The following is a 23,706-nucleotide window of genomic DNA, read 5'->3' as shown; positions in this document are numbered from 1 at the left end:
GATCCACGGCTTGTTGCTCACACACCCACGAACGGCCGAACGGTCACACCGGACACGCCCGCCAGCACCCCATCACAAGATCGTGTTACGAGCTCTTAGTTGCCTGTTGTTATATCTCTGTTGTCTTGCGGGTCACGCCCCGCTCGGCGAGCACGCGACGAGACGGACCAGCACTGCGGCGGGCGTGCGCGGCAGCGACACCCGCAGGCCGTCCCCGTCCCAGAGGGCCGAACCGGCCGCCGCACCGGGCGCCGGCGACGGGTGCAGGATCTCCGCATGGACCTCCCGGCCCGCCAAGTGCCCTACCGGTAGCCGCAGTTCGGGCTCGCCGCCGCGCCGCCAGACGGTGAGGTACGACGTACGGTCGTCGGACGACCGCATCCCGAGCGCCAGCCACTCGTCCGTCCACCCGGGCAATCCGAGCGGCCAGAACGGCACGCTACGCGCCAGCTCCGGGCGGATCGCCTGGTACGTGGTCACCGCGTCCCGCACGAGGCCGAGTTGACGCTGTGACATCCGGTCCAGATGGCCGGACAGATGGATCCGCCCGAGGAGGGCCCCGCCCAGGGTGAAGGCGATCAGGTCGTCGTCGTAGCCGGGTTGCGGGTAGGCCCAGACCGCGCCCTGCTCGGGCGGTACGGCGGTGGGCGCCGCGGCGGCGATGGGCGGGTAGCGCAGGGGGTCCTGTTGGTCGCTGGTGGACTGGAGCTGGGTGACCGCGAGGGTGGCCCCGTCCATTCGCATGCCGCCCGAGGCGCAGTTCTCGATCACCAGGTCGGGGTGCCGGTCCAGTACCTCGGAGAGCCAGTCCAGGTAGGCGTGGGCGTGGCCGAGCAGCCCGGCGCCCGGCGCGAGGTCCCCGGGGGCGAGGGTGCCGGGATCGATCACGATGTTGTAGTCCAGCTTGAGGTAGCCCACGCCCCAGTCGCCGACGATGCGGTCCACCGCCTTGTCGAGGTGTGCGCGGGCCGCCGGATGGCGCAGGTCGAGCTGGTGGCGGCCCTGTTCGGTGAGGCGTACGCCGTCGCGCCGGAAGAAGGCGTCCGGCGGCAGGGCCGCGGCGACCGGGCTGCGCACTCCGACGACCTCCGGCTCCAGCCACAGCCCGGGCACCATGCCGCGCTCCCGGATCCGGTCCAGGACCGCCCGGATACCGCCGTCGGGGAAGCGCCGCGCCGAGGGCAGCCAGGCACCGACGGTGTCCCACCAGTCGCCGTCCTTGGAGTCGTCGTACCAGCCGGCGTCCACACAGAAGTACTCCGCGCCGGCCCGGGCCGCCGCGTCGATCAGCGGGAACAGCTTCTCGGTGGTCGGGTCGCCCATGAGCGTGTTCATGTAGTCGTTGAAGACGACCGGGAGCGTGGTGTGGTCGGGGTGCGGGCGGCGTACGGCGCGGCGGTACGCGGTCAGCGCGCCCACGGCCTCGTCGAACCCGGCGCCCAGGGCCAGGACCCCCGGCACGGTGGTGAACTCCTCGCCCGGCGCCAGCCGGACCCGCCACTGGTGCGCCGCGTCCGTGGGGCCGTTCAGCGCCAGGCAGGTGCCGCCGCCGCTCTCGCCCAGGTCCCAGCGCCAGCCGGCCGGGGACTCGATCTGCCACAGCCAGGTCCGGCCGCTCCCCCGCTCCGTCAGCGCCCCCATCGCCAGGTGACCGTCGGTGGGCCAGCTGCCGCGCCCGGCGAGCACGAGGGCGGCCCGGCTGTCGTGCTGATGGGCGCCGACGTTGATGTCGGCGACGGTGTCCCGCAGCGGCTCGCTGTACCAACGGCACTCCGCGAGCCAGTCGTTGCGGGCCCGGTGCACGTCGAGGGCGTCCGGTGCGGGCAGACCCCCGAGGAGCAGGCTGCTGACGGACTGCACGACGAGGGGCTCCCGGCCGTCGTTGCGGAGCCGGACGCGCGAGCGCAGCACCGGCAGTCCACCGGGGGACGTCAACTCGACGAACGCCGTCAACCCGGTGGTGGGGTCGTGGAGTTCGAGCGTCAGCCACTCCTGATCGCCCCGTAGCCCACTGTGCCGGTCCCGGTACTTCAGCCGCGCGCCGAGGGCCGAACCGGTGAAGCGCGGGCCGGACCAGGCACTGCCGTGCCCGAAGGCCGTGAGCTCGACGAGGGGGAGGGCGGATTCCGGATGGACTGGCTCGCCGTCACCGAGCCGGACCAGCCGCAGGCTCCCGTCGGACGCTGTGGCGAACTCGGCCTCCAGGGCCACGTGCCCCCAAGTGAAGGTGCCTTGTGTGCCGTTGAGTTCCGCGCCGGCCGTACCGGTCAAGGTGCTCCCCTTAGTGAATCCCTCGTTACGGTCTCTTGACGGTCCCCATGTGACCGGTCACAATCCTGGCATGAATGTGACCGGTCACACAAGGCGCCCGGCGAGCATCAGGGACGTCGCGACGGCCGCCGGCGTCTCGTACCAGACCGTCTCCCGGGTGATCAACGGCCATCCCAGCGTCAGGCCGACCACCCGGGAGCGCGTGCTCGCCGCCATCGACGAGCTGGGCTTCCGGCGCAGCGCCACCGCGCTCGCCCTGGCCAGCGGACGCAGCAGGGCCGTGACCGTGCTGACCGCGAACACCACGCACTACGGCTACGCCTCGATCCTCCAGGGCATCGAGGAGGCCGCCCGAGCCGAGTCCTACGCGGTCGGGATCGGCGTGCTGGAGTCGGCGGACGAGGCGGCCGTCGCCGCCGAGGTGCGGCGGGCGGCGGACGCGGGCGGCGGACTGATCGTGATCGCCTACGACCCGGCCGGAGTGAAGGCACTCGGCGCCGTCCCCGCCGAACTGCCGGTCGTCGGCGTGGTCGAGACCCCCGCGAGCACCCCCGACCCCGGCCGGCCCTGGGTGTGGACCGACGACCGCGAGGCCGCCTACCAGGCGACCCGCCATCTGCTCTCCCTCGGCCACGAGACCGTGCACTACGTCGCCATCCCGTCCAGCACCCGGCGCACCAGCGCCCGTACCAGCGGCTGGCGGCAGGCGCTGCGCGAGGCCGGAGCGCCCGAACCCCGGCCGGTGCAGGGCAGTTGGGGTCCGGCGGAGGGTCATGCGGCGGGCCGGAAGCTCGCACGGGACCCGGCGGTCTCGGCGATCCTGTGCGGCAACGACGACCTCGCGCTGGGCGTGCTGCGGGCGCTGCACGAGGCGGGTCGCGCCGTCCCCGGCGAGGTGAGCGTGGCGGGGTTCGACGACGCGCCGCACTCCGCGTATCTGACGCCGTCCCTGACGACGGTACGGCTGGATTTCACCGGGCTCGGTCGGGCGGCGTTCGCCCTGCTGCACGGGGTGCTGGAAGAGGCCGCGCAGATCGCCCCGCATCCCGTGTCCGTGCCGGAGCTGGTGGTGCGGGAGAGCTCGGGGCCGCCACCGGGGAGCGCCTGAACGCGCCGCCGCGGTCCAACGACTCGCCGCCCAGCCCGTCGACTCGCCGCACGGCCCCACAAGTTGCCGTACACCCCCTCGACTCATCGCACGCCCCCTGACCGCGTCGCACGGTCCGCCCTCGCGCCGGACGGTCCCGAACGCATCGCACGAGCACCGCTGTTCTGATTCCTGCTTCCTGAACCACCCGTTCGCGAAAGGCACGTGATGAAGACAAGAGCTCTCCCCGCCCTGGCGCTGATATGTGCCCTCGGCCTCGCCGCCACCGCGTGCAGCGACCCCACGGCCGGCGGTTCCGGTGACTCCGGCACGGACGGGAAGCGGACGGCCGTCGACCCGACCGCCCGGCTGGACGGCGTGAAGCTGACGATGTGGACCGCGCAGAACACGGTCAACGCGCCGAAGCAGGTCATCGACGCCTTCGAGAAGGCGACCGGCGCGAAGGTGGAGACCCAGGCGATCCCTGACCTGTACGAGCAGAACGTGCCGACCAAGCTGGCCTCCGGCGACCGCCCGGACCTGATGTTCTGGCAGCCGTCCATCTCCACGCTGCCGTTCGTCCAGCCGCAGCGGAACCTCCTCACCCTGGACGGCGAGCCGTGGGAGGCCAAGCTCGGCGACACCGAGAAGTCACTCGGAATGATCGACGGCAAGCGGTACGCGGCGATCGTCACCAGCCCCGCCATGCTCGGCGTCTACTACAACAAGGACGTCTTCAAGCGTGCCGGGCTCTCCGAGAAGGACTTCCCGAAGTCGTACGACGAGCTGCTCGCCCTCGGCCACAAGGTGGTCGACAAGTCGGACGCGGCCGCCTTCTACGAGGCCGGCGGCGACAAGTGGCCCCTTCAGTGGCAGATGCAGGTCCAGCTCACCGACCTCGACCAGCAGTGGTGGGACGGGCTGAACAAGAATCAGGAGAAGTGGACCGACCCGGTCGTCGTAGGCGCGATCAAGAAGTACAAGGAGAAGCTGCTCGACGCCGGGCTCGCCCAGAAGAATTACCGGACCGGCACCTTCACCGGACAGGCCGACGCACTGTGGAAGGGCGAGGCCGGCATGGTCCTCAACGTCACCTCCTTCCAGAGCCAGTTGCAGGCCAAGTACTCCACCGCCGAGATCGACGAGAGGATCGGCTGGTTCCCGATCGCCAACTCGGCCGCCACCGGCATGTACTCGCCCGACCAGACCAACGGTGTGGTCGCCTTCAAGACGGGTGACGAGAAGCGGCAGAACGCGGCCCGGCAGTTCCTCGCCTTCTGGCTCGGCCCGGACTACGCCGACTACATCAAGGCGATGAAGATCCCGTCCGTGCAGCCGTCCGTGCCCACCCCCGACGGGCTGCCGCAGACGTCCAAGGCGCAGGTCGCGGCGCTGCCCACCGCCATCGGTGTCTTCCAGGCCAAGGCGATCGTCGCACCGGACACCCACCTCTACCTCGCTGACATGATCTTCGACAAGAAGGACCCGCAGCAGGTCGCCCAGGCGATCCAGGACCAGTTCGCGCAGGTCGCCAAGGCCCAGGGTGCGTCCGGGTTCTGACGATGACTCACACAGCCGTACGAGCCGAGCCCAAGTCGGCGGCGGGCCCGCCGAGGAAGGTGGGGCGGCTGCCGCGCGCCGCCGTGCACCACCCCTGGTGGTTCGCGCTCCCCGCGATCGTCGTCTTCGCGGGCTTCTTCCTGGTGCCGAACCTGCTGAACTTCTACTACCCGTTCACCGACTGGTCCTCGTACCACGCGGACATCGCCTTCACCGGCCTGGACAACTTCAAGACGATCGCCGACGACGGCTCACTGCTCCGCGCGATCCGGACGACCCTGCTGTACGCCCTGCTGGCGGCGCTGTTCCAGAACGGCTTCGGGCTGGGGCTCGCGCTGCTGCTGGAGGCCGACAGCCGCTTCAACCGGTTCTTCCGCGCGGTGTTCTTCCTGCCGGTGCTGATCTCGGCGCTCGCCACCGGCTACGTCTTCCAGGCGCTCCTCGACCAGGACGGAGCCGTCAACTCCGTGCTCGGGACGGACATTCCGTGGCTGGGCTCGACGACCTGGACGCTGGTCGTCGTCACCCTCATCCACGGCTGGAAGTGGATGGGCCTGTCCATGCTGATCTATCTGGCCGGGCTCAAGGGCATCCCCGGCGACATGCTCGAAGCCGCCCGGATGGACGGCGCCGGGCCGTGGCGGACGTTCTGGTCGGTGCGCTGGCCGATGCTCGCGCCGGCCGTCACCTTCAACGTGACCACCGCGCTGATCGGTTCGATGAACACCTTCGACATCGTGCAGGCCACGACCGGCGGCGGGCCCGCCGCCTCCACCGAGGTCTTCAACATCTACATGTTCCGGATCTTCGGACAGGGCCTGTACGCCCAGGCCTCCGCGATGAGCCTCGTCCTCTTCCTGGTCGTGGTCGCGGTGGCGATCCCGCTGGTCGTCGGGTTGCGGCGAAGGGAGCAGCTGCTGTGAACCCGTCCGTCGCGTGGCGGTACGGCCGCCCTGCCCTGGTGCTGCTGCTCGCCGGGCTCGCCGTCGGCGTACCGCTGTGGCTGGTCGTCGTCACCTCCGCCAAGCCGCAGGCGGAGGCCATCAGGCCCAACCTCGACCTGCCGCGCCAATGGCAGCCCGCCGACAACTACGCCGACGCCGTCAGCCAGGGCGAGATGCTCCGCGGCTTCTTCAACTCCCTGCTGGTCGTGCTGCCTTCGGTCCTCCTCGTCCTGCTCCTCGGGGCGGGTGCCGCCTGGGTCTTCGCGCGCCGCAAGTCGAAGCTGGTGTCGGCGGCGTACGCGCTCTGCATCAGCGGACTGCTGCTGCCGCCCGCCGTCATCACCATCGTGATGGAGCTGCGGCAGCTGGGCCTGTCCAACACCCGGCCCGGCATGATCGCCGTCTACACCGGCATGTACCTGTCGACGTCGATCTTCTTCATGACCGGCTTCATCCGTGCCATCCCGCTGGAGCTGGAGGAGGCGGCCCGGATGGACGGGGCGACGCCGTCGCGGATCTTCTGGCGGATCGTCCTGCCGCTGCTGCGCCCGGTGATCGCCACCGCGACGATCATGGTGATGCTGTACGCCTGGAGCGACGTCTTCTACGCCTTCTTCGTCCTCGGCGGCGGCGAGCGTGCCACCCTCCCGCTCAACCTCTACCAGGTCGCCTCCGCCCAGCTCTACCTCAACAACTGGCATCTCGTCTTCGCGTACGTCGTGGTGATGAGCCTGCCCATGGTCGTCGTGTTCCTCGTCGGCCAGCGAAAGATCGTGTCCGGAATCACCAGTGGAGCCGTCAAGTGACCGGAGGTCCAGCAGAGTGATCACCCCCGCCCGCACACGAACCCTCGACCGACTCCGTACCCGACCCCGTACGAGATTCCGTACGGGATCGCGTGCCAGAACCGCCTTGATATCAGCCGCACTTGGAGCAGCCACCATGGCAGCCACTCTCCCCGCCGCGGGCCCAGCGGCCGCTGCCGACCCGCAGCGCCTCACCGTCGACCTGTCGGCCTCCGAGGGGCCGGTGATGCTCGGCGCCAACGGCGCGCTGTACGGGCTGAGCGACGACGGGGTGCCCAGCGACGCCGCGCTGGCACCGCTGAAGGTCACCAGCGTCTCGCAGAAGCCGGAGGGCGGCGCCCAGCATCCCAACGGCGACGCGCTCACCGTCTCGAAGTCGTTCTTCCGCAACGGCGGCGGCGAGATCAACGTGATGATGCAGGACATCTACGCCAAGTGGCCGTACGAGGACCTCGGCATCGACGACTACCTCCCCAAGGTCGACAAGATCGCCAAGGAGGTGGCGGCGGACCCGAACAGCGAGCGGTTCGTGTACATCCCGTTCAACGAGCCCGATCAGATCTGGTACAAGCTCGGCGTCGCCGACCAGGCCCAGTACGAGGCCAACCGGGACCGGTTCTTCAAGGACTGGAAGACGGTGTACGAGCGCATCCGCGCGATCGACCCGGACGCGAGGATCGCGGGCCCGAACGAGGCCGCGTACCACTCCCGGCTGCTCAAGGACTTCCTCGCCTTCGCCAAGCGGGAGAACGTCCTGCCGCAGGTGATGACCTGGCACGAGCTGGGCTCCGGCTCGCTGCGCGACTTCCAGGCGCACTACGACGACTACCGCAAGCTCGAACGCGAAGCGGGCATCGCCCCGCTGAAGATCAACATCGACGAGTACGCCAACCGCCGCGACCTCTCCGTCCCGGGCCAGCTCGTCCAGTGGGTCTCGATGTTCGAGCGGAACAAGGTGTACGCGAACATGGCGTACTGGGACGCGGCCGGCAACCTCAGCGGTCAGGTCGTGCGCTCCAACATCCCCAACGGCGGCTGGTGGTTCTTCCGCTGGTACGCCGGGATGACCGGTGACACCGTGAAGGTGACCCCGGCGCGGCCGAACACCATCGACACCCTCCAGGGCCTGGCCTCCGTGGACCCGGGCCGGCGCCAGGCGCAGGTGCTCCTCGGCGGTTCGGCGGGCGACTCCGACGTCGTCGTCCGCAACGTGCCCCGTTCCGTCTTCGGCCGCACGGTCACCGCGACCGTCGCCGAGGCCGCCTGGTCCGGTTACGAGGGGCAGCACGCGACGCCGCAGGTCCTCGCCCGTACGAAGGTGAAGGTGGCGGAGGACGGTTCGGTGACCGTCCCGCTGCGCGGCATGCGGAAGATGTCCGCGTATCGGATCGTCCTGACGCCCGGCGGCACGGGCAGCCCCTCCCCCGTCTCCGTCCCCTGGTCGGCGTCGTACGAGGCCGAGTCGGCCGCCATCACCGACGGCAAGGTCTACACCCAGGGCACCGTCGAGAACGCCAACGGCTACGCGGCTTCCGGCACGAAGGACGTCGGCTCGCTCAACCAGGCCACCAGCAGGGTCGACTTCACGGTCACGGTGCCGCGCGACGGGGCGTACGACCTGGCGATCCTGTACGGCAACCAGTCCGGCGGCCCGGCCACCCAGAAGCTGTCGATCGACGGCGCGGAGGCGGCCACCGTCACCTACCCCTCAACGGAGAACTGGACCTACCGCGCCAAGCGGGATGTCACGGTCAGGCTCAAGGCGGGCACCCATGTGCTGACGCTGGCGAAGGGCGACGCCGAGGTCACTCTCGACCGGATCGACCTGACGGCCCGCAAGGGGGCGCCCTCGGCGTCGTACGAGGCCACGCTGGCGGACATCGGCGGCAGTCCGTCGTACGACTACTCGTCCTCGGCGGGAGTGGGCACGGGCGCCCTCGTACTGGGCTCCGGCGACAAGGCGGTCTTCGACGTGTACGCGCCGCGCGACGGCTACTTCACGGTGGTGCCGCGGGCGTCGGCGGCGGTGAACCTCTCCCTGCACGGTGAGACGGTGGCGGCCGCGCCGGGCCGGCCGTTGCGGCTGTACCTCATGGCGGGCAACAACCGCGTCACGGTGACCGCCCGGCACGCCGCCGTCCGCTCGCTGGAGGTCTCGGGCGCCGGATCGAGCTCCGGCACCCTCTCCTACGAGGGACGGGCGGCCGTCCTCAAGGGCGGGGCCGAACTGGTCGACTCCGTCCACGCCTCGGCCGGTTCCTACATCGGCAAGCTCGGCAACAGCCCGTCCAGCACCGCCGAGTTCACCGTGCGGGCGCCCAGCTCCGGCCGCTATCTGCTGGTCGTCCACTACGCGCACAACGACCGGCGGGACAACGGCCACGCCTACAACACGGACATCATGTCCCGCACCGCGGACATCACCGTGGGGAACGCGGCGCCGGTGAAGGTCACCTTCAAGAACACGTGGAGCTCGGACGACTACTGGACGCTGGGCGTCCCCGTCGACCTGGAGAAGGGTTCCAACAAGGTGACGTTCGGCAACGCGACGGCCTGGGCGCCGGACATCGACCGGATCGAGCTGGGCCGGGTGACCGACCGGCGGTAGCCGCGCGGTGCCGCCCGCTCCCTCGCAAGGTGGAGCGGGCGGCACACATGCGTCAGGCGACCTGCCCGCTGTGCAGGGCCGTGTACGCCCCCTTGCGGCGCAGGAGTTCCTCGTGGGTGCCGATCTCCTGGATCCGGCCCTCCCCCATGACCACGATCCGGTCCGCGCCGCGCACGGTGGACAGCCGGTGTGCCACCACGAAGGTGGTACGACCGTGCAGGAGGCGGGCGAGGGCCTGCTGGACCAGCGCCTCGGACCGGGTGTCCAGGGCCGAGGTCGCCTCGTCGAGGACGAGCACCCTCGGGTCCCGGATCAGGGCCCGGGCGATGGCCAGCCGCTGCCGCTGTCCGCCGGACAGCCGGGCCCCGCGCTCGCCGACCAGGGTGTCGAGGCCCTGCGGGAGCCGGTCGACGAACTCCAGCGCGTTGGCGTCGCGCAGCGCCGCGCGCACCGTCTCCTCGTCGGCGTCGTCCATGCCGTAGGCGACGTTCTCCCGGACGGTGCCGTCGAAGAGGATCGACTCCTGCGGCACGACCGAGACGAAGCGGCGGTAGGTGCGCAGGTCGAGGGTGTTCATGTCGGTGCCGTCGAGTTCCAGCCGGCCGGAGGTCGGGCGGATGAAGCCGATGACGAGGTTCAGCACGGTGGACTTGCCGGCCCCGGACGCGCCGACCAGGGCGATGGTCTCCCCCGGGGTGACGGAGAGGCTGAAGTCCCGAACGGCGGGCCGGCCGTTCTCCTCGTACGCGAACCCGACGTTGTCGAAGGTCACCGCGCCGCGCAGCGAGGTGAGTTCCGCCTTGCCGTCGTTGTCCTCCAGTTCGGGGGCCTGGAGCACCTCGCCTACGGAACGGACGGACTCCAGGCCCTTGGTGATGACCGGGGCCAGGCCCGCCAACGTCGTCGTGGAGTTGGTGAGGGTGGTCAGGAACGCGCTCAGCATCACGACGTCACCGGCGGTCACGCCCCAGACGTCGTAGTACGAGATCAGCGCGGCGCCGGCGAGGACGAGGACGCCGACGACGTTCAGCACGACCCAGGCGAGCGAGCCGAAGCGGCCGTTGACCAGGTCGAGGCGCATGCCGGAGGTCAGCAGCCGGTGCAGGGTGCCGTCCATGCGGCGCAGCGCCTTGCCCTCCAGGCCGTGGGCGCGGGTGACCGGGATGAGGCGGGTCATCTCCGTCACCCGGGAGGACAGGGTCTCGACCTCGTGGCGGAAGTGCTCGTTGTGGGTGCGCAGGCGAGCCCTCAGGCGGGCGACGACGAGTGCGGCGGCGGGCACGATCACGAGGAAGACGGGCACGAACTCCGGTGTGCGGATCGCGATGATGACGAGGCCGCCGATGAGCACGGTGCCCGCGCCGAGCCCTGTCTCCGCCGTCTGCTGGACCATCTGCTCAACGGTCTCCACGTCGCGCACGACCTTGGCCTGGAGCACACCGGCGCTGACGCGCGAGTGGTAGCCGATCGAGAGCTGCTGCATACGGGTGCACAGCACGGAGCGCAGGCCGGTGCCCATCCGGCGCACGCTGCCGTAGAGCAGACGGACGTACAGCACGTGCAGGGGGTAGTTGACCAGCAGGATGAGCATGATGACGCCGGTGCTCAGCCAGAGCCTGCTGATCGGCTGGTGCTGGACGACGGTGTCGATGATGGACGCGGTGATCAGCGGCAGCAGCCAGACCGGGCTGTGCTTGACGGTGAACACGGCGACCGCCGCCGCGAGGCGGTGGCGGTCGGCGCGGAAGAGGTAGGCGAGGGTGCGTACGGGGTGTTCACCGCGGTAGCGGTGCTCGAGCGGCCTCTCGTGTGACGACGCCATCGGCGTTGTCCTTCCCAGGGTTCCGGATGAGATGCAGAAACCTGCATAGCAAGCGCTTTCCTACCTCGTCCCGAAGGGGAGTACAAGCGCATTTGGAACGGATCCCGGGGATGGTTCAGACGGCGTCCAGCTCCGCGAGCTCCTCGGCGGTCAGCACGAGTTCGGTCGCGGCGAGCGAGTCCAGGACGGTCTGCGGCCGGCTCGATCCGGGAATCGGCACGACGACGGGCGACTTGGCGAGCATCCAGGCCAGGCACACCCGCTGCGGGCTCACCCCGTGGGCCTCGGCGACCCGCGCGAACGGGGCGTAGGCGGAGCCCAGTTCACGGGCCCGGGAGATGCCGCCGAGCGGGCTCCAGGGCAGGAAGGCGACACCGAGTTCGTCGCACAGGCGCAGCTCCGGCTCGCTGGAGCGGAACGCCGGGGAGAACTGGTTCTGCACGGAGACCAGCCGGCCGCCGAGGATGTCGTTCGCCTGCCTGATCTGGTCCGGGTTCGCGTTGGAGATCCCGGCCATCCGGATCTTGCCCTCGTCGAGCAGGTCGCGTACGGCGCCGACCGACTCGGCGTACGGCACCCGGGGGTCGGGGCGGTGGAACTGGTAGAGCCCGATGGCCTCGACGCCGAGCCGGCGCAGGGACTGCTCGCAGGCCTCCTTGAGGTGCCGGGGGCTGCCGTCGAGCGTCCAGCTTCCGTCGCCGGGGCGCAGATGGCCGCCCTTCGTGGCGACCAGGACGTCCTTGCCCAGGTCGTGGGAGGCGAGGGCCTTGGCGATCAGGGTCTCGTTGTGACCGACCTCCGCGGCGTCCCGGTGGTAGGCGTCCGCGGTGTCGATCAGGGTCACGCCGGCGTCGAGCGCGGCGTGGATGGTGGCGAGGGAGCGTGCCTCGTCCGGGCGGCCCTCGATGGACATGGGCATCGCGCCCAGCCCGATCGCGCTGACCTCGACGTCCCCGATGCGGCGGGTGTGCATGGGCTCGTGACCCCTCTTCTCGGCTGTCGTGTTCTCGGCTGTCGTGCGGGAACCGGAGCGACACCAGCCTGGCCGCCGCGTCGCGCAAGGTCCAATAGAAGAAAGAGAACGCATTCAGTGACGGCGCCGCTGAATCTCCGTTGCCGAGATCGGCCGCCGGACCGCTTGCGTGGCCTCCTGGTCGGTGTGACACGCTCACCCTCGACCGACCCGCTGAACAACGTTCGGCGATGTTCGGCACAGCTCGGTACGGCTCGGCACCATGAAAGGCGGCAGCATGCGCATCGGACTGCTCGGCACCGGCCCGTGGGCCCAGATGGCCCACGCCCCCGCCCTGAGCCGGCACGGCGAACTGGACTTCGTGGGCGTGTGGGGCCGCCGTACGGCCCCCACCAAGGAGTTGGCCGACAGCTACGGCGTGCGTGCCTACGACGAGGTCGACGCGCTGCTCGCCGACGTGGACGCGGTCGCCGTGGCGCTGCCTCCTGCCGTCCAGGCCGACTTGGCGGTCCGGGCCGCGCGGGCGGGCCGCCATCTGCTGCTCGACAAGCCGCTCGCGCCGACGGTGGAGCAGGCGAGGGCGGTCGCCGAGGCCGTCGAGGAGACCGGTGTGGCCTCGGTCGTCTTCTTCACCGCGCGTTTCCAGCCGGAGACCGAGGCGTGGATCACCGAACAGGCCGCGGTGGAAGGCTGGTTCACGGGGCGGGCGCAGTGGCTCGGCGCGGTGTTCAGCGAGGACGCCAACCCGTTCGCCACGCCGTGGCGGCGGGAGAAGGGCGCCCTGTGGGACGTGGGCCCGCACGCGCTGTCGGTGCTGCTGCCGATCCTGGGTGACATGAGACGCGTGACGGCGGCCGCGCCCGGCCCCGGCGACACCGTCCACCTGGTCCTCGACCACCTCGGCGGCGCGTCGAGCACCCTGGCCCTGAGCCTCACGGCACCGCCCGCCGCGGCGGGTGCCGCGGTGGAGCTGCGGGGCTCGGCCGGGGTGACGCTGCTGCCGGAGAGCACCGAGAGCGCGGTGTCCGCCCTGGTCCGGGCCGCGGACGCCCTGCTGACGGCCTCCCGTACGGGGCGGCCGCATGCGTGCGACGCGGCGTTCGGTCTGCGGGTCACCGAGATTCTCGCGGCGGCCGAGGCCCTGTTGAGCGGCGACGCCTGACTCGCCACCGGGGTCGGGCGGGACCGGCCCCGAAGGTGCCTCGACGGAAGGCGCGCGCCGAGGATTACGGCGCGCGCCTCGCCCGGTGGTTCCTGCATGACGGCTTCAGGTCAGCACAGCACGGTCTTGCGGTAGCTGCCGATGCCGTCGTAGAACCAGTACTTGCTCTTCCCCGGCTTGATGGTCCAACACGGGCTGTCGTTGCCGAACTTGATGTCGACCTTGACCTTCTTGGTCGTGCTGCACTCGTTCGTCAGGTTCACGTACAGGCTGCCCCCGTCGTAGTTGTAGTACCGGTCGATACAGGCGGGTGCCGTGGTCGCCGCCTGCGCGGCGGGGGCGGTGGCTACGGAGGACAGCATGGCGACGAACAGTGCCGTCCCCACGACACCGGTCTTCTTGATCAAGGACATGTGCGGAAACCTTCCCCGTGCGAACAATCCGTCACGTTGTGACGCAACCACCCAAGCAGTGCGGTGAACCACGGGGAACCTGCAACCTTATAGGCAGGTTCTGCCCGCCGCACGCCCGAACCTCGCTACGCCGGCTTCGGCGCACGGAAGTTGATGCGCTCGCTCACAACGGGGAAGCCCGCCTTGGCGAAGTTCGCGGCCATGGGGAAGTTGCCCTGGTCCGTCGCGCCGCTGATGAACTCCGCGCCCTGCTCGGCGAGGAAGTGGGCGCACTCGGCGAGCAGGTCGTACGCGTAGCCGTGGCCGCGCTGTTCCGGGACGACTCCGATGAAGCCGATGGTCGGGCCGGAGGGGTTGTGGGCCGGGATGTGGATGCCGGCCAGGTCGCCCTCGGGTGTGTGCGCGACCTGCCACCACTCGCGTGGCGAGGGGCACCAGTGGAAGAAGTCCAGCTCCTCCTGGGCGGCTTGGTCGAGGCCGCCCTCCTCGACGGCCCGCAGCGCGTGGGCGTCGAGGGTGGCGGAGTGGATGCGGCGCAGCGCGTCGAAGAAGACCGCGTCGTCGGGTTCGGGGCCGAAGCGCAGGCGTCCGGGGCGCTCGGGCAGGCCGAGTTCGGGGGTCCAGCGGTAGAGGAAGCGTTCCACCAGGGGTTCGTAGCCCGCCGCGCGGGCTGCGTTGAAGCGGGCGTCCGCGGCCGCCTTCAGGGCGGGCTCGTCCCGCCAACCGCCGGGCAGGTTGATCTCGAGTTCGACCTGCCAGGGGGCGGAGCGCAGGAGTTCGGCACCGGCCTCCTCCTCGCCCTCGGCCACGTCGAACCAGTTGATGTTGACGGGCTCCGAGTCGTCGGGGCCGCCCCACCAGGCGCCGCGAGCGACGACCGTGCCGTCGCGCAGGGCGACGCGCTTCCAGTCGGGGCGGAACCGGGTCCGTCGGTGGCCCTCACGGGCGCCGAGCGGGTCGGGGTGGGCGTCGAAGAGATGGGCGTCGCTCGCGGAGAGCGCGCGGATGACCGGATCGGTCACGGATTCCTCCGGGATGAGGGCTGCTTGGAGCGCTCCCGGTCAGATCTGACGCGACACGCCGGGGCAACGGGAAAAGGAGCGCTGGATCGGGGTGAACCGCACGGCACTCGCCTCCTTCCGTCCGTCTCAGGGCGTGGAGCCACACCGTACGCGATCTTCGTCAGCGCCGTCCACGGGTTTCTCGCAGGTCCTGGGCGAGTTCCTGCGGATGTCGGAGAGCGCTCTCATGTCCCGACGTGGCTTAAAGAGGGTTAAGCCGTCGCGCGCATTGTGTGGTCCTTCAAGTTCCCGCGGTTTCAGGGAGTTTGGACTTGGTGCAGACCCATTGGCCCCTGCCGGGCTGGTGCGTACCATCAGGGCCCATCGGCGGCTGTGACGCACAGTTCGAGAGCGCTCTCAGAGCGATGGTCGACGTTACCGCCGCTGGTGCAGCCCAGTCCCCCACACACCACGTACTCGGGAGACCCCCACATGACTTCCCGCCATCAGCGCCAACTCGGTCGACGCAGGCTTCTTCTCGCCCTCGGCGGCACGGCGGTGGCCGTCCCCGCCGCGGCCGCCGTTGCTCCGTACGCCCTCGCGGGCACTCCCGAGGACGGCGACGCCCGTGCCGCGGCGGCGGCCGCGCTGCCGCTGACGATCGTCAACGAGAGTGGTTCCTTCGGCAACGCGAACGTCCATGTCTACATCGTCGGCAACCAGGACGGCCGCCAGGTGCGCGTCACGCCCGACGGCGCCCTCGCGCCGATCGCACTGTCGGACAATGGACCCGACGGCTTCACCGACTACGCGATCAGCCTGGCCGGCAGCGGCGAGACCCGGCTGTCGCTGCCGCAGATGTCCGGCCGGATCTATGTGTCGCTCGGCGAGAAGCTCAAGTTCAAGGCCGTCACGGACGGCAACGGCAACGCCGCGCTCCAGTACCCGGCCGGCTGGGTGACGTCGGACCCCAACTACCCGGTGCTGCACGACTGTGCCGAGTTCACGTACAACGCCGCCGGCATGTTCTGCAACACCACCATGGTCGACATGTTCAGCGTGCCGCTGAGCATCCGGCTGACCGGCGCCAAGGACCAGACGGCGGGCCGGCTGCGGGCCGGCGGGCGCGCGGCCGCGTTCGCGGCGGTGCGGCAGGTCGCGGAGTTCGCGCGACTCGTCGTGGACGACACGCGCGTGATCGCCCCGGGACACGGCCTGGACGCGGGACTGTTCGCCAAGGACTATTTCGCGCCGTACATCGACGAGGTGTGGAGCACGTACACCGGACGGGACCTCACCGTCACCACCAACGCGGGGACGTTCACCGGGCGGGTGCGCGGTGAACGGTTCACCTTCGACGGGCCCGCGCAGGTGTCCTTCGCCAAGCCGTCGACCCGGGACGTGCTGTTCTGCGACGGGAATCTCGCCGCCCCCAACGACGGCACGACCGGCCCGGTCGCCGCCGTCCTCGGCGCCGGCTTCAACCGCTCGACGCTGCTCAGCCATCCCGCCCAGCCGACGACCGACGCCGCCACCTTCTACCGGACCGACCTGACCAACCACTACGCCAAGGCGATGCACTCGGCCACCGAGGACGGCAAGGCGTACGGCTTCGCCTTCGACGACGTGGCCGACTTCGCCTCGTACATCCAGGACACGGCACCGACGGGGATCCGGTTGACGCTCACGCCGTTCGAGAGCTGACCCCTGGCCTCGGGCCGCGTCGAGGACAGGGGCTGGCGGTTTCGCCGCGAGGCCGGAGAGGTACTCCGGGTGTCCAGGGACCGGCAGGTGTTCAACGGGCTTTCGGCGCCTCCGGATGCAGGGTCCGCTCCGGCGTTGAATGGTGTTAACAGACCCGATGACCGCACCGGGCCCGAAGGAAGTCACCCGGATCCGAGGAGCAGAGATGATGCCGACGTCCCAGCCCGAAGCGTCCGGGCCGTCCGGGGAGCGCGTGACCCCGGACGACCTGCTCCATGCCCGCACCGGCACCGATGTGTCGCCCGAGGACATAGTGCTTGCCTCAGGCAAGGATCTCACCCCCCGCAATTTGGAATGGGCCAAGCGCAAGCTGGCGGACGAGGGTCCGTCCGCCCTCGACAAGCTGCTGCCCTAGCCCGGCCTCACCGTCCGGAATCCGCACGAGTCGCCCCGGGGTGCGTGTCGGCACCCGGGGCGGCCGTGCGCGCCTCCACGCACAGCACCGGAACCCGCTGTACGAGGTTGTTGGCGAAGCCACCGCGGTTCCAGGGCGGCTCCAGGGGCTGCGTCCGGCCCTCGGCGTCGGTGGCCCGGGCGCTCAGGAGGTACTCGCCGGGCACCGCCGTCCAACTGTGCCGCCACCGGCGCCACGCCCACCGGTGCCCGCCGTCCGGCTCCAGCGCGGCCTCCTGCCAGGCGCGCCCCGCGTCTGTGCTGACCTCGACGCGTGCCACCGGAGCCCGCCCGGACCAGGCACGTCCCTCCAGGGCCACCGGGCCGGGCCGCACGACGCGGGCCCGGGACATGAAGTCGGGGAAGCCCGGCGGGACGAGCAGGGCGCGGGGGGCGATGCGGGTGACCGGCTCGCCCTCGTCCTCGGGATCCTGGCGCAGCCGGTACGCCACGGCCTGCTGGAACCCCCGGAACGGCTCGTCGGCGACGGTGATCTCGCGCAGCCACTTCACGTGCGCCATGCCGTACCAGCCGGGCACGATCAGCCGCAGCGGCCGGCCGTGCTGCGGGGGCAGCGGGGCGCCGTTCATCGCGTAGGCCACCAGCACCTCGGGGTCGTCGTCCGTGGCCACGTCCACGGGGAGCGCGCGCCGGTAGTCCTGCTCGACGCCGCGTTCGACCCCGTGGTCGGCGCCGGTGAAGACGACGTCGACCGCGTCCGCCCCGACTCCTGCCTCGGCGAGCAGCAGCCGTAGCGGTACGCCCGTCCACTCCGCGGTGCCGACCGCCTCGACGAGCCAGGGCTGGCTGACCGGCCGGGGTGTCAGCAGGGCCCGGCCGTTGCCCGCGCATTCCAGCGTGACCCTGGTGGTGACCTGCGGGAACGCTCTCAGGTCGGCCAGGCCGAGACGCAGCGGGCGGTGGACGTGGCCGCCGAGGGTCAGATGCCAGGGGGTGTCGTCGGGGACGTACGGGATGTCGTAGTGGGTCAGGACGTAGTGCAGTCCTGGCGGGGTGAGGTCGTAGCGCAGGGCCTCGAGCGGCAGGCCGTGGTTGCGGGTGGCGAGCGCCAGTTCGTCCCGGCCGATGCCCTCGTCGGGGGCGGCCAGCCGGGCCGGCGCACTCGCGTCGACGAGTCGATACCTATGCCCCATACCGGCATTATCGACCCATATGCACCGCTCCGCGCCGGGCGGTCTCGACCTCCTCTGCGGACGGCACAACTTCCGCTCCCGCTCGGTCACTTCACCCGGGCAATGGTTTCCGGCTCACCCTTTCGAAAGGGGGCGCACGGCTGTCAGACTCCTGAAGGTGCCCGACTTCGACATGCTCGTCATCGGATCCGGTCCGGGTGGCCAGAAGGCCGCCATCGCCGCGGCCAAGCTGGGCCGCCGGGTCGCCGTCGTCGACCGCCCCGACATGGTGGGCGGCGTCTCCATCCACACCGGGACCATCCCCTCCAAGACCCTGCGTGAGGCGGTGCTGTACCTGACCGGCCTCACCCAGCGCGATCTGTACGGCCAGAGCTACCGGCTCAAGGAGGACATCACCGTCGCCGACCTGACCGCCCGCACCCAGCACGTGGTCGGGCGTGAGGTGGACGTCATCCGCAGCCAGCTCTCCCGCAACCACGTCAACCTGTACGCCGGGACCGGCCGCTTCGTCGATCCACACACGGTCGCGTTGCGCGAGGTCACCGGCCATGAACGGCTGCTGACCGCCGAGCACGTCGTCATCGCCACCGGCACCCGGCCCGCGCGGCCCGCCAGTGTGGAGTTCGACGGGCGGACGATCATGGACTCGGACAACGTCCTGGCGCTGGAGCGGGTGCCGCGCTCCATGGTCATCGTCGGTGCCGGGGTCATCGGCATGGAGTACGCCTCGATGTTCGCCGCGCTCGGCAGCAAGATCACCGTGGTGGAGAAGCGCGCCGGGATGCTGGACATGTGCGACGTCGAGGTGATCGAGTCGCTCAAGTACCACCTGCGGGACCTGGCCGTGACGTTCCGCTTCGGGGAGACGGTCGCCGCGGTCGAACAGCACCCCCGGGGCACGCTGACCGTTCTGGAGAGCGGCAAGAAGATCCCGGCCGAGGCGGTGATGTACTCCGCGGGCCGGCAGGGGCTCACCGACGAGCTGGACCTGGACAAGGCCGGGCTCACGGCGGACGCGCGCGGGCGGATCACGGTCGACGAGCACTACCGCACCGAGGTGCCGCACATCTACGCCGTCGGCGACGTCATCGGCTTCCCGGCGCTGGCCGCGACGTCGATGGAACAGGGCCGGGCGGCGGCGTACCACGCCTTCGGGGAGCCCGTCGGCCGGATGCACAACCTCCAGCCGATCGGCATCTACACCATCCCGGAGATCAGCTTCGTGGGCCGGACCGAGGACCAGCTGACCGAGGACCGGGTGCCGTTCGAGGTGGGCGTCTCGCGCTATCGCGAGCTGGCCCGGGGACAGATCATCGGTGACTCCCACGGCATGCTGAAGCTGCTGGTCTCGCCGCAGGACCGCACGCTGCTCGGGGTGCACTGCTTCGGTACGGGGGCGACGGAACTCATCCACATCGGGCAGTCGGTGATGGGGTGCGGCGGCACGGTCGACTATCTGGTCGACGCGGTGTTCAACTACCCGACGCTCGCGGAGTCGTACAAAGTCGCGGCCCTGGACGCCACGAACCGGCTGCGGCAGATCGACCACATCGGGGACTGAGGCGGCGGGACCCGATCTCGCGTGTCAGGGGGTCTCCTGGCCGCCCTCCGGCAGCCGGGAGTCGTCCTCGACGACGTGCATCGCGGCCTCCTCCGCGCCGGCCGCTCCGCCGTCGATGCCCTGGTCGAAGGCGATCTCCTCCTTCGTGGTGTCCGGGCCGGTCCCCTGGTCCGGGGCGACCAGGCGGCCCGCGCGCTCGGTGCCCGCCTCGGGGTCGAGGGGTTCGCCCTCGCCGCCCGGCAGGTCGCCGACGCCGTCGCCGACGGGCCCGGTCACGTCGGGGACCTCCTGGGTGAGCCGTTGGTCGAGGGTCTCGCCGTCGTGCTGTTCGGCGGCCGTGGTGCCGTGCTTGGTCACGCCGAGCGGCTTCTCCGGCGGGGAGTAGCCCTCGTCGAGGGTGTCGTCGTAGGTCCGCTCGTCCACGGCGTCCTGAAGGTCGAGCGGCGCCGCGTCCTGCTGTTCCTCGTTGCTTCCGGTGGGCTGGTACGCGTCGTCGGCCATCGGCTCTGCGGGCGTGTGTTCGGTGCCCATGACTGCCTCCCTCGCTCGCGCGGTCGGCTGGTTGCGCTGCTGCGTGTCCTGAACCGCGTTTCCCGTTGCGCGTGGTCCAACCCCGGAAGATCGTGCGGCTCTTGAAGCATCAAGGAGTGTGGCTATCATCACTCGCACACACGGTGTGACTGCACGACAACACAACGGCGTACAGTGTCCGCCACCCGTTCCGCTCCGCCGCCCCTGACCCGAGGTCATCCCTCCCCGGTTCGTGGCGTTGTTTCACCCCCCACCCCTCCTTACGTCGTCGGGGCCGGTCCCGCGTCGTGCAAGACGGAAAGCAGCGCATCCATGAGCAAGAACAGGGGCAGAGGGCTGCAGGCCAACGCCCTCGGTACGTTCGACACGGTGGTGATGGCGGTCGCGGGCAGCGCCCCCGCGTACTCGATCACCGCGACCACGGCGGTGCTCGTCTCGGCGGTCGGACTGGCCAGTCCGGCCACGCTGCTGTACTGCGCGATACCGATGCTGGGCATCGCACTGGCCTTCAGCTATCTCAGCCGTATCGACGTGAACGCGGGCGCCAGTTACTCCTGGGTGGGGCGTACGCTGCATCCCTTTCTGGGGTTCATCAGCGGCTGGGCGCTGGTGATCTCGGCGACCATCTTCATGGTGGCGGGTTCGCTGCCGGCCGGGGCGATGACGCTCTCCCTGTTCGACGAGGAACTCGCCGACGACACGGCGCTGTCGACGCTGGTCGGCGCCGGCTGGTTCCTGATCATGCTGGCGGTGGTGCTGGGCGGCGCACGGCTCACCGTGCGGGCGCAGCTGGTGATGTCCGGTGTGGAGCTGGCGATACTGGCCCTGTTCGCCGTCCTCGCCCTTCTCCACTCCGACAACGCCCGGGCGTTCGACTGGTCCTGGCTCGGCTTCGGGCACTTCGACGGGGTGTCGGGGTTCGCGTCCGGAGCGCTGATCGCGGCGTTCTACTACTGGGGCTGGGACGTCACGAGCAACCTGAGTGAGGAGACCCGCAACAGCCGTCGTACGACCGGCCTCGCGGGGCTCATCGGGGTGGGCATCGTGTTCCTTCTCTTCGAGGTGTTCACGATCGCGGTGAACGTCATCCTGTCCACGAAGCAGATCCAGGACAACGACGCCAACGTGCTGGCCGTGCTCGGTGCGGAGATCTGGCCGGGCTGGGGCGGCAAGTTGCTGATCGTGGCGGTGATGCTGTCCACGATCGCCACCCTGGAGACCACGCTCATCCAGGTCACGCGTTCGCTGTTCGCGATGGGCCGGGACCGTACGATGCCGTCCGCGCTGGGCCGGGTGCACCGCCGGTGGAACACGCCGTGGGTGGCCGTCGCGGTGGTCGGCGTGGTGGCGCTGGCGATGCTCCTCGCCTCCAACTTCCTGGGCACGGTGGGCGACATCCTCTCCGACGCCATCTCCGCGATGGGGCTCCAGATCGCCGTCTACTACGGGCTGACGGGGCTCGCGGTGGTCGTCGCCTACCGCAGGATGCTGCTGAAGTCGGTGGCGAACTTCGTCTTCGGCGGTCTGTGGCCGTTGTTCGGGGCCTTGTTCATGTTCTGGATCTTCGTCGAGTCACTGGGCGAGCTGAGCGCTTCCGCCATCGCGATCGGGGTCGGTGGTCTCGCGGCCGGGCTGATCCCGATGTTCTGGTACTGGCGGCAGGGCAGCGACTACTACCGGCCGGCGAAGCTGGACGCGGCCCGGACCGTCGAGGCCGACTACGTGCCGGCCGGCTCGGGCGGCAGCAACTCCCTTGTCCACGAGGGTCTTCCCACCGACTTCTGAGGGAGCCCTCGATGGCGAAAGAGCGCTTCGCTCCCGACTTCGACCCGGACTGCGGTGACGCCGCGCTGACCTGCGCCCGGCAGGACATCGTCATCGGCCGCTGGCAGGGGGTGCGGGATCTGCTGCGGGTCACCGGTCCCAACTGGCTGGTCCGCGGGCACCGGACCCGGCTGCTCGCCCAGGCCTGTGCGAGCAGTTCGACGTCGGAGTCGTGGCTGGCCGCCGAGCCGCACAGCGCCGACGCGCTGGTGCTGCGGGCGGCCACGGAGACGGCCCGGGCGTTCAACCTGGCGATCACCGCGGGCCGGGGCGTGCCGATCGACCGGCAGCGCATCGACAGCGCGGTGCTGTCGTGTCTCAGGGCCGCCGACTCCTACCCGGACGACCCGACCCCGTGGATCTCGTTGATCTCCGTCGCCCGGCTGTACCCGTCGGGCGTACGGCGACAGGAACTGGCCCGCTGGTGGGACGAGTTGCACCAGCGTGACCCGTACAGCGTCGAGGGCCATCTGCAGGTGCTGCACTACTATTCGGCGCGCTGGCACGGCACGCACGGTCTGATGTACGACTTCGCCCGCGACACGGCCGGCGTGGCACCGTCGGGCTGCCCGCTGCCGGTGCTCGTGCAGTACGCCCGGGTCGAGGAGTTCCGCTACGCCCTGGACGCGGCCAGGGGCCGGCACGCCTCGATGGGGCTGGGCCAGCACTGGAGCAACGACGGCGCCGTCAGCGACGTCCGCCGCACCTGGGAGCGCTGGATCGCCGGCCGCACGGACGACGGCATCGCCCCGGGCGAGCTGCGCGACGTCAACCACCTGGCGCACGCGGCCTGTTACGCGGGGGCCCACGACATCGCCGCGGCACTCTTCCGGATGATGGGACGCCGGGCCACACGGGCTCCGTGGGCCTACACCGGCGATCCGGACAAGCAGTTCGTCAGGTGGCGCAAGGAGGTGGGGGTGCACGGCTGATCACGGCACGGCGTTCGGTCCGTCCGGCCGGCTGCGGCGCTGTGCGACCATCTCGCGGCTCAGTTCCTCGGTCTCCGACTCTGGCAGCCGCTCGAAGCCGTCCTCGGTGATGACCGAGACGGTCGGGAAGATACGGCGGTTGATGTCCGGTCCGCCGGTCGCCGAGTCGTCGTCGGCCGCGTCGTACAGCGCGTGCAGCGCGGCCAGCACCGCCTCGTGCCGGGGCATTCCCGCGCGGAACAGCTTCTTGAGGGCGCCGCGGGCGTAGGGCGAGCCGGAACCCTCGGCGTGGAAGTCGTACTTCTCGTACGGTCCGCCGGTGACCTCGAAGTCGAAGATGCGTCCGCGTGCGCCCTCGGGTGCCTTGGCGTCGTAGCCGACGAGGAGCGGTACGACGGCGAGGCCCTGCATGGCCTGGCCGAGGTTCTGGCGGATCATGCCGGCCAAACGGCTCGCCTTCGCCTTGAGGGTCATGGGGATGCCCTCGATCTTCTCGAAGTGCTTCAGCTCGACCTGGTACAGCTTCACCATGTCCAGGGCGAGGCCGACGGTGCCCGCGAAGGCGACCGCGGTGTACTCGTCCGCGGGGTGGACCTTCTCCAGGTCGCGCTGGGCGATGAGGTTGCCCATGGTGGCCCTGCGGTCGCCGGCGATCAGTACGCCGTCGCGGTAGGTGAGGGCCAGGACCGTCGTACCGTGCGGGAAGCGATGGGGGGCCGCGCGGACGCCGTCGGGAAAGGGGCGGCGCATGGGCAGCAGGGCTGGCCGGTGTGCCGTCAGGAACTCGGTGAAGGACGAGGATCCCGGAGTGAAGAACTCCTCACCCAACCGCCCGTCGTGCTCACTGCTCGTCATGGCGCTCCCCCTCCTGCGTGCGGCCGACAACCGGACTCCTACCTG

The 23,706-nt window shown here is 70.4% G+C and carries 19 protein-coding genes; 11 read left to right on the top strand and 8 right to left on the bottom strand.

Translation table 11 applies throughout. The annotated features are described in order from the left end of the window. Positions 1–132: 132 nt before the first annotated feature. The gene (locus ACZ4UU_RS28320) at positions 133–2,271 is read right to left on the bottom strand and encodes a glycoside hydrolase family 36 protein (RefSeq protein WP_471906174.1); all 2,139 of its coding nucleotides are present in this window, start codon (positions 2,269–2,271) and stop codon (positions 133–135) included. Positions 2,272–2,341: 70 nt separating this feature from the next. Between ACZ4UU_RS28320 and ACZ4UU_RS28315 the strand changes: the two genes are divergently transcribed. The 5 genes from ACZ4UU_RS28315 (at position 2,342) to ACZ4UU_RS28295 (ending at position 9,276) form a co-directional block, all read left to right on the top strand. Beyond that, complete coding sequence (locus ACZ4UU_RS28315) at positions 2,342–3,379, top strand: LacI family DNA-binding transcriptional regulator (protein ID WP_471906173.1); 1,038 nt, start codon at positions 2,342–2,344, stop codon at positions 3,377–3,379. Positions 3,380–3,586: 207 nt separating this feature from the next. Then, the gene (locus tag ACZ4UU_RS28310; protein WP_471906172.1) at positions 3,587–4,918 is read left to right on the top strand and encodes an ABC transporter substrate-binding protein; all 1,332 of its coding nucleotides are present in this window, start codon (positions 3,587–3,589) and stop codon (positions 4,916–4,918) included. A 2-nt stretch (positions 4,919–4,920) separates the two neighbouring features. Further along, the gene (locus ACZ4UU_RS28305; RefSeq protein ID WP_471906171.1) at positions 4,921–5,841 is read left to right on the top strand and encodes a carbohydrate ABC transporter permease; all 921 of its coding nucleotides are present in this window, start codon (positions 4,921–4,923) and stop codon (positions 5,839–5,841) included. Beyond that, the gene (locus ACZ4UU_RS28300; RefSeq protein ID WP_471906170.1) at positions 5,838–6,668 is read left to right on the top strand and encodes a carbohydrate ABC transporter permease; all 831 of its coding nucleotides are present in this window, start codon (positions 5,838–5,840) and stop codon (positions 6,666–6,668) included. The genes ACZ4UU_RS28305 and ACZ4UU_RS28300 overlap by 4 nt, the downstream gene beginning before the upstream one ends. Positions 6,669–6,804: 136 nt before the next feature. Continuing rightward, positions 6,805–9,276, top strand: coding sequence for a CBM35 domain-containing protein (locus tag ACZ4UU_RS28295; RefSeq protein ID WP_471906169.1), 2,472 nt, complete (start codon positions 6,805–6,807; stop codon positions 9,274–9,276). Between the two features lie 52 nt (positions 9,277–9,328). Here ACZ4UU_RS28295 and ACZ4UU_RS28290 read toward each other — a convergent pair whose 3' ends face one another. Beyond that, entirely contained in the window at positions 9,329–11,098 is a 1,770-nt protein-coding gene (locus tag ACZ4UU_RS28290; RefSeq protein ID WP_471906168.1) for an ABC transporter ATP-binding protein, read from the bottom strand. A gap of 115 nt (positions 11,099–11,213) precedes the next feature. Next, positions 11,214–12,071 carry an aldo/keto reductase gene (locus ACZ4UU_RS28285; RefSeq protein WP_471906167.1) on the bottom strand — a complete coding sequence of 286 codons (858 nt, stop codon included), beginning with the start codon at positions 12,069–12,071 and terminating at the stop codon, positions 11,214–11,216. Positions 12,072–12,348: 277 nt separating this feature from the next. Here ACZ4UU_RS28285 and ACZ4UU_RS28280 point away from each other — a divergent pair, with 277 nt between their 5' ends. Beyond that, a complete protein-coding gene (locus ACZ4UU_RS28280; RefSeq protein WP_471906166.1) occupies positions 12,349–13,233 on the top strand; it encodes a Gfo/Idh/MocA family protein in 885 nt (294 codons plus the stop codon). 110 nt (positions 13,234–13,343) lie between these two features. Here ACZ4UU_RS28280 and ACZ4UU_RS28275 read toward each other — a convergent pair whose 3' ends face one another. Together ACZ4UU_RS28275 and ACZ4UU_RS28270 are read right to left on the bottom strand one after the other, a co-directional pair. Then, entirely contained in the window at positions 13,344–13,646 is a 303-nt protein-coding gene (locus ACZ4UU_RS28275) for a hypothetical protein (RefSeq protein WP_471906165.1), read from the bottom strand. Between the two features lie 125 nt (positions 13,647–13,771). Then, positions 13,772–14,668 (bottom strand): GNAT family N-acetyltransferase, encoded by an 897-nt coding sequence (locus ACZ4UU_RS28270; protein WP_471906164.1) that lies wholly within the window; start codon positions 14,666–14,668, stop codon positions 13,772–13,774. Positions 14,669–15,139: 471 nt separating this feature from the next. Between ACZ4UU_RS28270 and ACZ4UU_RS28265 the strand changes: the two genes are divergently transcribed. Together ACZ4UU_RS28265 and ACZ4UU_RS28260 are read left to right on the top strand one after the other, a co-directional pair. After that, positions 15,140–16,351 carry a beta-1,3-glucanase family protein gene (locus ACZ4UU_RS28265; RefSeq protein WP_471906163.1) on the top strand — a complete coding sequence of 404 codons (1,212 nt, stop codon included), beginning with the start codon at positions 15,140–15,142 and terminating at the stop codon, positions 16,349–16,351. 208 nt (positions 16,352–16,559) lie between these two features. Continuing rightward, a complete protein-coding gene (locus ACZ4UU_RS28260) occupies positions 16,560–16,766 on the top strand; it encodes a hypothetical protein (RefSeq protein WP_383444094.1) in 207 nt (68 codons plus the stop codon). A 7-nt stretch (positions 16,767–16,773) separates the two neighbouring features. Here the strand turns inward: ACZ4UU_RS28260 and ACZ4UU_RS28255 are convergent, their stop codons facing one another. Then, a complete protein-coding gene (locus ACZ4UU_RS28255; protein ID WP_471906162.1) occupies positions 16,774–17,958 on the bottom strand; it encodes a sulfite oxidase in 1,185 nt (394 codons plus the stop codon). A gap of 157 nt (positions 17,959–18,115) precedes the next feature. Here ACZ4UU_RS28255 and sthA point away from each other — a divergent pair, with 157 nt between their 5' ends. Further along, on the top strand, positions 18,116–19,519 hold the full coding sequence (sthA, locus tag ACZ4UU_RS28250) for a Si-specific NAD(P)(+) transhydrogenase (RefSeq protein WP_471906161.1): 1,404 nt from the start codon (positions 18,116–18,118) through the stop codon (positions 19,517–19,519). 24 nt (positions 19,520–19,543) lie between these two features. Here the strand turns inward: sthA and ACZ4UU_RS28245 are convergent, their stop codons facing one another. Then, positions 19,544–20,050, bottom strand: a complete 507-nt coding sequence (locus ACZ4UU_RS28245; RefSeq protein ID WP_471906160.1) for a DUF5709 domain-containing protein — start codon at positions 20,048–20,050, stop codon at positions 19,544–19,546. A gap of 312 nt (positions 20,051–20,362) precedes the next feature. Here ACZ4UU_RS28245 and ACZ4UU_RS28240 point away from each other — a divergent pair, with 312 nt between their 5' ends. Next, entirely contained in the window at positions 20,363–21,835 is a 1,473-nt protein-coding gene (locus ACZ4UU_RS28240) for an APC family permease (protein ID WP_471906159.1), read from the top strand. 11 nt (positions 21,836–21,846) lie between these two features. Next, positions 21,847–22,806, top strand: coding sequence for a hypothetical protein (locus ACZ4UU_RS28235; protein WP_471906158.1), 960 nt, complete (start codon positions 21,847–21,849; stop codon positions 22,804–22,806). Here the strand turns inward: ACZ4UU_RS28235 and prcB are convergent, their stop codons facing one another. Further along, a complete protein-coding gene (gene prcB / locus ACZ4UU_RS28230) occupies positions 22,807–23,661 on the bottom strand; it encodes a proteasome subunit beta (protein ID WP_471906157.1) in 855 nt (284 codons plus the stop codon). Between the last annotated feature and the right edge of the window lie 45 nt (positions 23,662–23,706).

The organism is Streptomyces sp. NPDC028907, from assembly GCF_055564995.1.
This window is presented reverse-complemented; position numbering and strand designations above follow the sequence as displayed.